This is a genomic window from Pantoea coffeiphila (assembly GCF_016909495.1).
In the GTDB taxonomy this organism is placed as follows: Bacteria; Pseudomonadota; Gammaproteobacteria; order Enterobacterales; family Enterobacteriaceae; genus Erwinia; species Erwinia coffeiphila.
In genome coordinates, this window is sequence record NZ_JAFBFW010000003.1 from 37,831 (window position 1) to 50,984 (window position 13,154).

The 13,154-nt window shown below is 56.9% G+C and carries 12 protein-coding genes; 9 read left to right on the top strand and 3 right to left on the bottom strand.

Going from position 1 to position 13,154, the window contains the following annotated elements:
• Positions 1–20: 20 nt before the first annotated feature.
• On the bottom strand, positions 21–1,217 hold the full coding sequence (malE, locus tag JOE09_RS09980) for a maltose/maltodextrin ABC transporter substrate-binding protein MalE (RefSeq protein WP_105592310.1): 1,197 nt from the start codon (positions 1,215–1,217) through the stop codon (positions 21–23).
• Between the two features lie 331 nt (positions 1,218–1,548).
• Here malE and malK point away from each other — a divergent pair, with 331 nt between their 5' ends.
• From malK to ubiA, 5 genes are all read left to right on the top strand, one after another.
• Positions 1,549–2,679, top strand: a complete 1,131-nt coding sequence (malK, locus tag JOE09_RS09985; protein WP_205065665.1) for a maltose/maltodextrin ABC transporter ATP-binding protein MalK — start codon at positions 1,549–1,551, stop codon at positions 2,677–2,679.
• Positions 2,680–2,695: 16 nt separating this feature from the next.
• Positions 2,696–3,979, top strand: a complete 1,284-nt coding sequence (locus tag JOE09_RS09990; RefSeq protein WP_105592308.1) for a maltoporin — start codon at positions 2,696–2,698, stop codon at positions 3,977–3,979.
• 101 nt (positions 3,980–4,080) lie between these two features.
• A complete protein-coding gene (gene malM, locus JOE09_RS09995) occupies positions 4,081–5,004 on the top strand; it encodes a maltose operon protein MalM (protein ID WP_205065666.1) in 924 nt (307 codons plus the stop codon).
• Between the two features lie 168 nt (positions 5,005–5,172).
• Complete coding sequence (gene ubiC / locus JOE09_RS10000; protein ID WP_205065667.1) at positions 5,173–5,700, top strand: chorismate lyase; 528 nt, start codon at positions 5,173–5,175, stop codon at positions 5,698–5,700.
• 1 nt (position 5,701) lies between these two features.
• The gene (ubiA, locus tag JOE09_RS10005; RefSeq protein WP_205065668.1) at positions 5,702–6,577 is read left to right on the top strand and encodes a 4-hydroxybenzoate octaprenyltransferase; all 876 of its coding nucleotides are present in this window, start codon (positions 5,702–5,704) and stop codon (positions 6,575–6,577) included.
• A 134-nt stretch (positions 6,578–6,711) separates the two neighbouring features.
• On the opposite strand, the gene plsB is transcribed toward ubiA, so the two are convergent.
• Complete coding sequence (gene plsB, locus JOE09_RS10010; protein ID WP_205066131.1) at positions 6,712–9,135, bottom strand: glycerol-3-phosphate 1-O-acyltransferase PlsB; 2,424 nt, start codon at positions 9,133–9,135, stop codon at positions 6,712–6,714.
• A 128-nt stretch (positions 9,136–9,263) separates the two neighbouring features.
• Between plsB and JOE09_RS10015 the strand changes: the two genes are divergently transcribed.
• The 4 genes from JOE09_RS10015 to JOE09_RS10030 all read left to right on the top strand — a co-directional run bounded on the left by JOE09_RS10015 (position 9,264) and on the right by JOE09_RS10030 (position 12,213).
• On the top strand, positions 9,264–9,632 hold the full coding sequence (locus tag JOE09_RS10015; protein WP_200543031.1) for a diacylglycerol kinase: 369 nt from the start codon (positions 9,264–9,266) through the stop codon (positions 9,630–9,632).
• Positions 9,633–9,739: 107 nt separating this feature from the next.
• Positions 9,740–10,348 carry a transcriptional repressor LexA gene (gene lexA / locus JOE09_RS10020; protein WP_205065669.1) on the top strand — a complete coding sequence of 203 codons (609 nt, stop codon included), beginning with the start codon at positions 9,740–9,742 and terminating at the stop codon, positions 10,346–10,348.
• Positions 10,349–10,429: 81 nt separating this feature from the next.
• The gene (dinF, locus tag JOE09_RS10025) at positions 10,430–11,758 is read left to right on the top strand and encodes an MATE family efflux transporter DinF (protein WP_205065670.1); all 1,329 of its coding nucleotides are present in this window, start codon (positions 10,430–10,432) and stop codon (positions 11,756–11,758) included.
• A 245-nt stretch (positions 11,759–12,003) separates the two neighbouring features.
• A complete protein-coding gene (locus JOE09_RS10030) occupies positions 12,004–12,213 on the top strand; it encodes a CsbD family protein (RefSeq protein ID WP_123332006.1) in 210 nt (69 codons plus the stop codon).
• 222 nt (positions 12,214–12,435) lie between these two features.
• Here the strand turns inward: JOE09_RS10030 and zur are convergent, their stop codons facing one another.
• Entirely contained in the window at positions 12,436–12,945 is a 510-nt protein-coding gene (gene zur / locus JOE09_RS10035) for a zinc uptake transcriptional repressor Zur (RefSeq protein WP_205066132.1), read from the bottom strand.
• Positions 12,946–13,154: the final 209 nt, after the last annotated feature.

The window sequence follows — 13,154 nt, forward strand, 5'->3', positions numbered from 1 at the left end:
CGCCTGGCAGACAACGGGGATTATTTAGTGATACGCGCCTGGGCGTCTTTCAGCGCGGCATCGACCGTCTGACGGCCGTTGATCGCATTCAGCACCGCGGTGCGTTCCGCATACCAGAAGGCGCTCATCTGCGGTACGTTTGGCATCACTTCACCCTTCTGCGAGTTCTCCATGGTGGCGGCGATCTTCGGATCTTTTGCCAGCTTCTCCTGCATCGACTTCAGAGCCACCGCGCCCAGCGGTTTATCGGCATTGACCTTCGCCAGGCCGTCATCGGTCAGCAGGTAGTTTTCCAGGAACTCTTTCGCCAGCTCTTTATTCGGGCTGGCGGCGTTAATGCCCGCGCTCAGCACGCCAACGAACGGTTTCGACGGCTGGCCTTTAAAGGTTGGCAGCAGGGTAACGCCGTAGTTGATCTTCGCGCTGTCGATATTGCCCCACGCCCACGGACCGTTAATGGTCATCGCGGTTTCGCCCTTGTTAAAGGCGGCTTCGGCAATAGCAAAGTCGGTATCGGCATTCAGATGTTTGTTCTTAATCAGGTCGACGAGGAACTGCAATCCTTCCTGCGAGCCTTTGTTCGCCACGCCAACATCCTTCAGGTCATAGCTGCCGTCGGGGAGTTTCTTAAAGGCGTAACCGCCATTGGCAGCGGTGAGCGGCCAGGTGAAGTACGGCTCCTGGAGGTTAAACATGATGGCGCTTTTGCCTTTCGCCTTCAGCTTTTTATCCAGCGCCGGGATCTCTTCCCAGGTTTTTGGCGGCTCGGGCAGCAGGTCCTTGTTATAAATCAGCGACAGCGCCTCAGCGGCAATCGGATAACCAATCAGCTTGCCGTTATAGCGTACGGCGTCCCAGGTGAAGGGATAGAGCTTGTCCTGGAAGGCTTTATCCGGGGACACTTCGGCCAGCAGACCGGACTGGGCATAGCCGCCGAAGCGATCGTGTGCCCAGAAGATAATATCCGGGCCGTCACCGGTGGCCGCCACCTGCGGGTATTTCTCTTCCAGCTTGTCCGGGTGCTCCACCGACACTTTAATACCGGTATCCTGCTCAAATTTCTTACCGACTTCCGCCAGGCCGTTATAACCCTTGTCGCCGTTGATCCAGATAACCAGCTTGCCTTCTTCTATTTTTGCCTGCGCCAGCGCAGGGAGCAACAGGCTGGAAAGGGTACACAGCAGCAGTGTTTTACTCGCTAATCTGAACTTCGCCATTATTCGTTCCTCTAAGGGTATGAAGCCGGGATGTGGTTGCAGTCTGCTGTTAAGCAAGGAGAACTGCGTCATCCCCGGCTCTACTCCCCCCAATCACTTTCTGTGATCGAATTAACAAAAAATCCATTTCTGCGCTCCCGACCACAAAAAACAGCCGTTATTTTTGCCAGTGCCGTCACGAAATTCGCCCGCCGACCCGATGGTTGATGTCGGGTGCGTTTTTCTCATCCTCCTTTCTCCTCCCCCATAAAAAATCCAGCGGTGGAGGAGTTAGCTTTCCGCGCGCTGCCGCACACTCCGGCCATCAACAGTCAGTGGACGGGAGAAGCGGATGGCCAGCGTGGTGCTGAATAATGTCACCAAAGCATGGGGTGACGTGGTGGTATCAGATGCGATTGACCTGACGATTGCCGAAGGGGAGTTCGTGGTGTTCGTGGGGCCGTCGGGCTGCGGTAAATCAACGCTCCTGCGCATGATTGCCGGGCTGGAAGAGATCACCTCGGGTGAGCTGCTGATCGGCGATCGCCGGATGAATGATGTGCCTCCCGCCGGTCGCGGTGTTGGCATGGTGTTCCAGTCCTACGCCCTCTATCCCCATCTTACCGTGGCGGAAAATATGTCCTTCGGCCTCAAGCTGGCCGGCGTGGCGAAAGCGGAAATTCAGCAGCGGGTCAATAAGGTGGCCGAGGTGCTGCAGCTGGCCCACCTGCTGGACCGGCAGCCGAAGGCGCTCTCCGGCGGTCAGCGGCAGCGCGTGGCGATTGGCCGCACGCTGGTGGCCGAGCCGCAGGTATTTTTGCTCGATGAACCGCTATCCAACCTGGATGCCGCACTGCGTGTGCAGATGCGCATCGAGATCTCCCGCCTGCACAAGCGCCTGCAGCGCACGATGATTTACGTTACCCACGATCAGGTCGAGGCGATGACCCTTGCCGACAAAATCGTGGTGCTGGAAGGGGGACGCATTGCTCAGGTCGGTAAACCGCTGGAGCTGTATCACTATCCCGCCAATCGCTTCGTCGCCGGTTTTATCGGCTCGCCAAAGATGAATTTCCTGCCGGTCAAAGTGACCGCTACCGCTATCGATCAGGTCCAGGTTGAGCTGCCGAATCGCCAGCAGATCTGGCTGCCGGTAGACAGCGCTGACGTCCAGCCCGGCAGCAATATGTCGCTCGGTATTCGCCCCGAGCATCTGCTGCCCAGCGACGTCGCCGACGTCAGTCTTTCCGGCGTAGTGCAGGTTGTCGAACAGCTTGGCCACGAAACTCAGATCCATATCCAGATCCCCGCCCTGCGTCAGAACCTGGTGTACCGCCAGAATGACGTGGTGCTGGTAGAAGAAGGTGCCCATTACGCCATCGGCCTGCCGCCGCAGCGCTGCCATCTGTTCCGTGAGGATGGAAGCGCCTGCCGTCGGCTGCATCAGGAACCGGGTGTAGAAGCACTCCAGCTAAAGCAGTGATAACAGGAGCACAATAATGATTAAGCTGAAATATCCTCTGGCAGTGGCCATTGCGATGGCCATCTCCGGCCAGGCGGCAGCGGTTGATTTTAAAGGCTATGCGCGTTCGGGTATCGGCTGGACCGGTAGCGGCGGCGAGCAGCAGTGTTTTCAGGCTACCGGTGCTAACAGCAAATACCGTCTGGGTAACGAATGTGAAACCTATGCGGAACTGAAACTGGGTCAGGAACTGTGGAAAGAGGGCGACAAGAGCTTCTACTTCGATACCAACCTGGCGTATGCCGTTTCTCAGCGTTCAGATTTCGAAAGCGTCGACCCGGGCTTTCGTGAGGTGAACATTCAGGGTAAAAACCTGATCGACTGGCTGCCAGGTTCTACCCTGTGGGCCGGTAAGCGCTTCTACCAGCGTCATGACGTTCACATGATCGACTTCTACTACTGGGACATTTCCGGTCCGGGTGCAGGTGTGGAAAACATCGATCTGGGCGCGGGTAAACTGTCCATGGCGGTGACCCGCAACGGTGAAGCGGGCGGCTCTTACGGCTTTATCGATAACCAGCAGAAGCAGGTTCCAACCGTTAACGACACCTTCGACGTGCGCGTGGCCGAGCTGAACGTGAACCCGGGCGGCGTGCTGGAACTGGGCGTTGACTACGGTCGTGCCAACGTGCAGGACGGCTATTCGCTGGCGGACGGCGCCACCAAAGATGGATGGATGCTGACCGGTGAGCACACTCAGACTATCTACAACGGCTACAACAAGTTTGTCGTGCAATACGCCACTGATGCGCTGACTTCGCAGCGTAACGGCCGCTCAGAAGGTTCGAGCATCGATAACAACGGCCATATGATTCGCGTGATCGACCATGGTGCGCTGGACTTTAACGACAAGTGGGGCCTGATGTACGTTGCCATGTTCCAGGATCTGGATCGCGACAATAAAAACGGCACCACCTGGTACACCGCGGGTGTGCGCCCAATGTACAAATGGACGCCAATCATGAGCACCCTGCTGGAAGTGGGCTACGACAACGTCAAGTCGCAGGAAACCGGCGAGCGCAACAGCCAGTATAAAGTGACCCTGGCCCAGCAGTGGCAGGCCGGTGACAGCATCTGGTCGCGCCCGGCGATCCGCGTGTTTGCTACCTACGCGAAGTGGGATGAGAAGTGGGGCTACGCCACCTCTGATGATACCGGATACACCTCCGGCACCGCCTACAGCGATACCAGCGCTAAAACCTTCAGCCGCGGTAACGACGATGAAGTCAGCTTCGGCGTGCAGATGGAAGCCTGGTGGTAACAGCCAGTCGCGGGTGGGCCAGCTCAGGCCCGCCCGTCTCTCTTTAGCCCCGAAACTGCATTGCCTGGCGGGATCGGGGTGGCCCGTTTAAGGAACATAAAATGAAAAAAAATCTGCTGTCACTGTGCCTGATTGCGGGACTGACTTCCGCATCAATCCTGCCCGCTACGGCGGCAACATTTACTTCACCACAGAACGTCGCGGTGGCTCCGGCCATTCCGGCCTCCGCGCTGCAGCGCCTCTCCTGGCTGCCGGTCACGCCACCTGCCAGTAACGACATTGCGCTGAACGCTTCCTCCCAGAGCCTGAACCAGGGGGAAATTACCGGTCCGGTTGCGGCCGTGACCCTGCCCGCCGATCGCGGATCGCTGGAAATTACTCTCACCAGCGTGGTGAAAGATCGCCGCGTCTATGTGCCGAACGTGCTGGTGCTGGATGAACAAATGCGCCCGGCCGCCTTCTATCCCGGCAGCTACTTCCCGTACCAGAAACCCGGCGTAGTTTCGCAGGACAGACTGGAAGGGACGCTGAAACTGACCCCTGCACTGGGGCAAAAACAAATTTACCTGCTGGTGTACACCACCCGCCAGGATCTGACGACCACGACTCAGCTGAAAAATCCGGCGAAGGCCTATGCCGAAGGCGTGGGTAACGCCGTGCCGTCCATTCCCGATCCCGTTGCCGCTCACGTGAGCGACGGCCAGATTACGCTGAAGGTGAAAGCGGAGCAGGGCAGCGGTAACGTGATGATCGGCCAGGTGTTTAACCAGCCACAGCCGCAACCGGTGGTGGTTGGCAGTACGGCGGCCCCGGCTGCGGTCGCTGCTGCGCCTGCACCAGCGGCCCCGGCGGCAAAAGCGGAGCCGATGCTCAGCGATACCGAAACCTACTTCAACCAGGGCATTCGCCAGGCGGCGAAGGCGGGGGATATCGACAAAGCGCTGCGTCTGATGAACGAAGCCGAGCGTCTGGGCTCCACATCGGCGCGGCAAACCTTTATCAGCAGTGTGAAAGGCAAGGGATAACATCCCCATATTGCTGGGCTGGCTCCATGACTGGTGCGCCGTGCGGCGCACCTTTTTTCCTTCCTTCTGTGCTACCTATAAATTTCTGCGTAATTGCCCCGCTTTGATAGGTTTGGCTCCGGTGTCTGCGTTACACTCTGCTTCTGAATTTTTTTGCGGAGAAATGCGATGGCTGAGAACGCGCTGCCGCTGTTGCGCGCTATCGACTGGCTGCCCGAATCATCGCCCCTGTTAACCGCTTCCCTGCTCGACTGGCTGATGGAAGAAGACTCGATGACCCGGCGTTTTGAACGTCACTGTCAGCAGGTGACCGTCAACCTGCTGCGCGAAGGATTTATCACCGCGCAGGAGGCTGGAAGCGATGCCGAACTGCTGCCCGCTGACCACCGTTTCTGGCTGCGGGAAATCGAACTGTGCGGTGATGGCATTCCCTGGCTGGTGGCACGTACGCTGGTGCCGGAATCGACCCTGATCGGTCCGGAGCAGAAGCTGCAGCAGCTGGGTACGGTGCCGCTCGGGCGCTATCTATTTACCAGCTCGACGTTAACCCGTGATTTTATTGATGTTGGCCGCAGCGGAAACCTGTGGGGAAGGCGTTCCCGCCTGCGCCTGTCGGATAAACCGTTGCTGCTGACGGAACTTTTTTTACCGGCATCTCCCCTGTATGCCAGGCCGAACGTTGAGGAGAATCAGTAGCGTGGAGAACAGTCTGCAAATGAGTAAGCTTTCTGCCTTTATCCGCCTGATGCGGGTTGATAAACCTATTGGCACGCTGCTGCTGCTGTGGCCGACCCTGTGGGCGCTGTGGCTGGCGGGGATGAAGGTGCCGCCGCTTAACGTGCTGATTGTCTTCGTGCTGGGCGTGATTTTTATGCGTGCGGCAGGTTGCGTGGTCAATGATTTTGCCGACCGCAAAATTGACGGTCATGTTAAACGCACACGAGGACGTCCGCTGCCGAGCGGCGCGGTTACCAGCAATGAGGCAAAGGTGTTGTTTATCGGCCTTGTGCTGGTTTCCTTCCTGCTGGTGCTGACCATGAACAGCATGACCATCTGGCTGTCGCTGGGTGGGCTGCTGCTGGCATGGATGTATCCGTTTATGAAGCGCTACACCCACCTGCCGCAGGTGGTACTGGGCGCGGCCTTTGGCTGGGCCATTCCGATGGGCTGGGCGGCGGTGAACGAAACCCTGCCGTTAACCTGCTGGCTGCTGTTCCTGGCCAATATCTGCTGGACGGTGGCGTACGACACGCAGTATGCGATGGTTGACCGCGACGACGACCTGAAGATCGGCGTGAAGTCGACGGCGATTCTGTTTGGCCGCCACGATAAGCTGATTATCGGACTGCTGCAGTTGGCAACCCTCGCCCTGCTGGCGCTGACCGGCTGGCTGAGTGGTTTAGGCGGCATCTTCTACTGGGGGCTTTTAGTGGCCGCCGTGCTGTTTGTACACCAGCAGAAGCTGATTGCCGACCGCCAGCGTGAGAAGTGCTTCCAGGCATTTCTTAATAACAACTATGTTGGGCTGGCGCTGTTTGTCGGGATTGCACTGAGCATCTGGTCGCTGGCGTAGCGGTAATCATTCCGTGTCGCTATGTGGCGGGCACAGGTGAGTACCAAGCCGCGCACAAGAGTCTTTCAGATACATAGAAAAGGGGCGAACCTTGCGGTCCGCCCCTTTTTTTCGTGTCAAACCCGTCTGTGTTATCAGTCGTGGGCGACCGCACTCTCAATCGTCATGCGAACATCCTGCGTCACCAGATCTGCCAGCAGCTGATAAACCTTCTGGGTCTGCTCAACCTGCGCATCACCGGAGTCACTGATGTAACCTTCATCGCGCAGCGTCAGCACCAGTGAGGTAAACACGGCTTTATCAAAGAACTCAGGTGCATTGATACCGTGCAGCACCGACAGGCGCTGAGCCATGGTGCGGCTCTCTTTCTCCAGCGTACCGCGGTTAATCGCCGGGTTAGCGCTAAGAATAGAGAAGGTAATCGCATAGCGCTGCAGGGTTTCACGCACGCCGGCGGCCAACACCTGTAGCGTACGGAAGCGGCCCGGGGTCAGACGCAGACTGTTCTCTTCGGCCAGCAGCAGGCCCTGACGCGCCATTTCGGCGACCAGCGCATCCAGTACCGCAGGCAGTTCGCTGATTTCCCAGCGCAGGAACAGTTCGCTCTTCAGCATCGGATAAATAACGCTAACCTGGCGCAGCAGCTCCTCGCGGCTCAGTTCGCGATGCTGCATCAGAATGGCGGCGATCAGCGACGGCATCACCAGCATGTGGTGAATGTTGTTGCGATAGTAGGTCATCAGAACCGCCTGCTCGCGCGGCAGAATGACGATCTCACCGATACTGTCCTGCTCCAGCTCAAACTTATTCATGCCAAGCGCGTGTTCCAACAGGGCTTCAGCGCTGACGTCCGGCACCGTAGAGTCGCTGGAGTAGGGCACGTTGCGCAGCAGCTGTAGATAACAATCCAGCTGCTCGGTGAGCTGCTCGCGGGTCATCGAACGCTGGCGCGATGCCAGCAGTGCCGTAACGCACAGGTTGATGGCATTGGCCGCACCGGCGTTGTTGATACGCACCATCACTTTCTGGGCAATATCGTTGACCGCCGGAGTCAGCCACGCCGGGCGCTGGGCTTCAATCGGATCGATAGAATCGCGCCATTCCGGCACGCGCTGGTTGAGGTAGGTCACCAGCGGCAGAGGTTCACCAAAGTTGACGTAGCCCTGGCCAAGGTTGCGCAGTTTACGCAGGCCGCGAACCATCGACATAAAGCCTTCTTTCTCTTTGGTCGCACCGCGCAGCTCTTTCGCGTAGGTCCCTACTTCCATCACGTGTTCATAGCCGATGTAGATGGGGACCAGCGTGATTGGGCGGTTCCCGCCGCGCAGCATGGCCTGAATGGTCATCGACAGCGTGCCGGTTTTCGGGTCGAGCAGGCGTCCGGTGCGCGAACGGCCACCTTCCACAAAGTACTCAACCGAATAGCCGCGGGTAAACAGTTCACCCAGATATTCACGGAATACCGTTGAGTAAAGTTTGTTGCCCTTAAAGGTACGGCGAATAAAGAACGCACCCAGGCGGCGGAAAATCGGGCCGGCTGGCCAGAAGTTCAGGTTGATACCGGCAGCAATGTGCGGCGGCACCAGCCCCTGGTGGTAAAGTACGTAGGAGAGCAGCAGGTAGTCCATATGGCTGCGGTGGCAGGGCACATAGACAATCTCATGCCCGTCCTGCGCCAGCTGGCGCACGCGCTCGCCGCCGCTGACGTTCAGGCCCTGATAGAGCTTGCTCCAGGTCCAGCCCATCACGCGATCGGTCAGGCGGATAGCTTCATAGGAGAAGTTAGCCGCGATCTCTTCCATCAGCTCAACGGCATTCTGCTGGGCCTTTTCATGGGATATTTTCTTGCTGCGCGCTTCATCTTCCACCGCTTTGGCGATGGCTTTAGACTGCAGGAGCTTATTGAACAGGTCCTGACGCACCGGCAGGCGTGGGCCGATGGCTGCCAGTCGCTGGCGGGCGAAGTGCATACGCGCCACGCGCGCCAGCTTCTGCGCGATGGTTTTATCGGTACCGTGCTCTGTCGCCATGCGGCGCAGAGAAACGATAGGCGAGAAACGCACAAAGCTATCGCGACCCAGCCAGATCACCGCAAAGAACTTCTGAATGCCGTTCAGCACCCGCAGATGCGGCTGTTCGACACCCTGTACTTCGCGCCCCGGCGCACGGCCAAACATCACCGATACCGGCACCATTTGCACATCCAGATCGGGATGATTACGGTGCAGGTCCAGATAGTCATGGAACAGCTTGACCGACTCAAGATTCGGTACGAAATAGGGGAACACGCGCGGACCGTCATGGATAAACACATAGCGGGGCAGCACGGTGCCGTCGATCTCCAGCGGATGCAAAGGATCGGGGAGATCCTGTTTGCGGCACTGTTCGCGCAGGGCAAGGAGATCGGCCTTTGAATCATAAGGCAGCACATACATAATAGGGCGAGAAGTATCAAGCCCGAGCTCGGCAACCGGTTCGGCCGGGATTGCCTTACTTTTTACCAGGAATTTCACTGGCAGATTCAACAGTTTGTAATATAAATTACGCCAACCTGACATAGACAACATGAAGCCTCTTGTTAGCAAAGCGCCGCAAGCATACCAGAAAGCGCTAACAGAATCTGTGGTGTTGCAAAATGTGCTACACCCTCTCATTGACGTTAAACTTCCCAAAGGGTTCCCTGATTATGGCAAATAACGCCACCGGACTGACTCGAATTGTAAAAGCAGCGGGCTATTCCTGGAAAGGTATACGTGCTGCCTGGCAGCATGAAGCGGCATTCCGGCAGGAAGCGATTGCTGCCATCATCGCCATCCTGATCGCCTGCTGGCTGGATGTGGATGCCGTGACCCGCGTGTTGCTGATTGGCTCCGTAGTGATGGTGATTATTGTTGAAATCCTTAATAGTGCGATTGAAGCGGTGGTTGACCGTATCGGAAGTGAAATTCATCCGCTGGCCGGGCGTGCCAAAGATATGGGATCTGCCGCTGTATTATTAAGCATAATATTGGCAATTTTTGTGTGGGCAATGCTATTGATTGCACATTTGCGATAGGTTTTCCGAAATTCAACAAACTGCTGTTTTTTAGCCAGCTTTGGGTTTCCAACGCGCAAATACCTGTATATACTCACAGTCGACTGTATAAACAACCAGGGGGCGGGATGAAAGCACTAACGGCAAGGCAGCAGCAGGTTTACGACCTGATTCGCGACCACATTAACCAGACCGGTATGCCACCGACGCGGGCAGAAATTGCCTCGCAGCTCGGCTTCCGTTCCCCTAATGCTGCGGAAGAACACCTGAAGGCGCTGGCCAGAAAAGGCGTCATTGAGATCGTTTCCGGCGCATCACGCGGTATTCGCCTGATGATGGAAGAAGTCGATGGCCTGCCGCTGATTGGCCGCGTTGCCGCTGGTGAACCGCTGCTGGCCGAGCAGCATATCGAAGGCCACTACTCGGTAGACCCCGACCTGTTTAAACCCAATGCGGACTTCCTGCTGCGCGTCAGCGGCATGTCGATGAAGGACATCGGCATTATGGATGGCGATCTGCTGGCGGTGCATAAAACGGAAGACGTGCGTAACGGACAGGTTGTTGTGGCGCGTATTGATGACGAAGTGACCGTTAAGCGTCTGAAGAAGCAGGGTAACATCGTTCACCTGCTGCCGGAAAACAGCGAGTTTCAGCCGATTGTTGTCGACCTGCGTCAGCAGACGCTGACCATTGAAGGTCTTGCCGTCGGTGTTATCCGCAACGGTAACTGGCTGTAATTTCCCGCTGAATCTGACGCGTCGCCCTCCGCGGCGCGTTTTTGCGATCCCTCATCTCTCTCTGCTTCCGGTTGGAAAACCATGCGACTGCTGACGGCTGCCGATAAAAACCTCTGGCGGCTGGCGCTGCCGATGATCCTCTCCAATATTACCGTGCCGCTCCTCGGACTGGTGGATACCGCCGTTATTGGACATCTTGATAGCCCAACCTATCTGGGCGGCGTGGCGATTGGCACTACCATCACCAGCTTCCTGTTTATGCTGCTGCTGTTCCTGCGCATGAGCACTACCGGGCTGACCGCACAGGCGTTCGGTGCGAACGACAAACCTGCTCTGGCCCGCGCGTTAATGCAGCCGCTGCTGCTGGCACTGCTGGCCGGCATCACCTTTATTGTGCTTAAAGCACCGCTGACCCATCTGGCGTTGGGGCTGACCGGCGGCAGTAAAGACGTGCTGCACCAGGCCGATCTGTTTATGCAGATCCGCTGGCTAAGCGCGCCCGCCACGCTGGCAAACTTGGTCTTGCTCGGCTGGCTGCTGGGCGTACAGTATGCCCGTGCGCCGGTGATACTGCTGGTGGTGGGCAACCTGGTGAACATCCTACTGGATCTGTGGTTTGTTATTGGCCTGAAATGGGGCGTTCAGGGCGCTGCTGCGGCGACCGCTATTGCGGAATACGTCAGCCTGCTGGTCGGGCTGCTGCTGGTGTGGCGGGTGATGGTGATGCGTGGCCTGTCGCTGCGTCTGCTGCTGAGTGCATGGCGCGGTAATCTGGCCCGTCTGCTGAGGCTGAACCGCGACATTATGCTGCGTTCGCTGCTGTTGCAGGTGTGCTTTGCCTCACTGACGATTTTCGGCGCGCGGCTCGGCAGCGACATTGTTGCCGTCAATGCGGTTCTGCTGATGTTTTTGACTTTTACCGCCTACGCGCTGGATGGTTTCGCTTATGCGGTCGAAGCCTGCTCGGGAGAAGCCTTCGGTGCGGGAAACAGCCAGCAGCTGCTCAGCGTCTGGCACGCGGCCTGCCGCCAGTCTGGCGTTGTTGCGATGGCGTTCTCGTTGATTTACGCCTTCGGCGGCGAGCATATTGTGGCGCTACTGACCTCTCTGGAGCCTCTTCGGGAACTGGCCGATCGCTATTTATGGTGGCAGGTGGTGATGCCGCTGGCTGGCGTAGGTTGCTATCTACTGGACGGCATGTTTATCGGTGCCACCCGCGCCAGCGAAATGCGTAACAGCATGGTGGTGGCCGCAGCGGGCTTTGGGCTGACGCTGTTTACCGTTCCGCTGCTGGGCAATCACGGTCTGTGGCTGGCGGTGACCGTTTTCCTGCTGTTGCGCGGTATCAGCCTGTGGTTTATCTGGCAGCGGCACTGGCGTAACGGCACCTGGTTTGCCCTGTCGCGCTGACAGAAATATTTGCTTACTTCTCCCTGAACAACGGCCAGCTTGCTGAACGGGCTGGTTTTTTTTGATTTCTGGCGTTGGATTTCAGGCTTTGAAGACACTCCGATTGGCCCGTGTGCAGCATCTTCCGAAATTTGCACTACAATTATCTGTAAGTTCGGCGTTTAGTCAGATAATTATCTGGTTATTGAGCGGAGTGACAAATAGAAATATTCCAGACCATTAATCTCAGCCAGAAGGAGTCTGTTATGAATAACGATGAAATCAGCGGCAACTGGAAGCAGTTTAAAGGGAAAGTGAAAGAGCAATGGGGCAAGCTCACTGATGACGACCTGACGGTTGTGGAAGGTAAACGCGACCAGCTGGTCGGTAAAATTCAGGAACGCTATGGTTACCAGAAAGACCAGGCCGAGAAGGAACTCAGCGACTGGGAAAGCCGCAATAATCACCGCTGGTAATGATATGTATTCAGGATGAAGCTCCTACCCCCTGGCACAAGGAACGTGCCACCAAAGCGCTTCAACTACTGCCACTGTTAAATCTCCACCCCCGCCGAACGCTACCACCCGCTGAACCAACTCTGTTTTTAGCCCACGTATCATCGTTAGCGCGCATCAGTTTCGCTGACGCAGACTGAATATCCGTCTTGCGGGATTTTCGCTTCCGCAGACAGACTATCCTCAGCGCCCGCGTTTCTTACCCTGCACGCTGTGATCGTGGTCGCAGGCGTCCTGATGGGTACAGGCTTCCACTTCGCTGCATTTCTGGCAAAAGCCGTGCGCCTCAATCACGCTGTGGGCCAGGGTAAAGCCGGTTTTCTGCGCCAGCTTTTTGAGGATCTCTTCAACGCCATCGGCATGCTGTTCAGTAACAGAACCACAGCGATCGCAGATCAGCATCGCGGAAGTGTGCGACGGCTCTTCGAAGTGATGGCAGACCACGTAGCTGTTGGTGGATTCCACGCGGTGAATAAAGCCCTGCTCCAGCAGGAAATCCAGCGCCCGGTAAACGGTAGGCGGCTTAGCCTGAGGTTCCGATGCCCGCAGCAAATCCAGTAAATCGTAGGCGCTAATCGAAGCGTTGTGCTCGGTCATCAGGCGCAACACTTCCATGCGCTGTGGCGTCAGCCGCACGCTGCGCTGCTGACAAATGACTTCCGCCTGCGACAGGATTCTTTCGGCACTGGTAATATTCATCGTTTTTCCTCAGGCATGATCAAGGTGATATTTTATCACGTCTGCCACAAAACGCCGAATTTGCCGTCGCTTCAGGTTTTTAGAGACGCATTCCAGAAAAATAAAATGGATCATTAAAAATGTACCACGTACACTCGATCTGATTGATAATTGTACTGCTCCCGAATAGCCTGTTTAGCAGGAGATATCAACTTCAGGGAGTG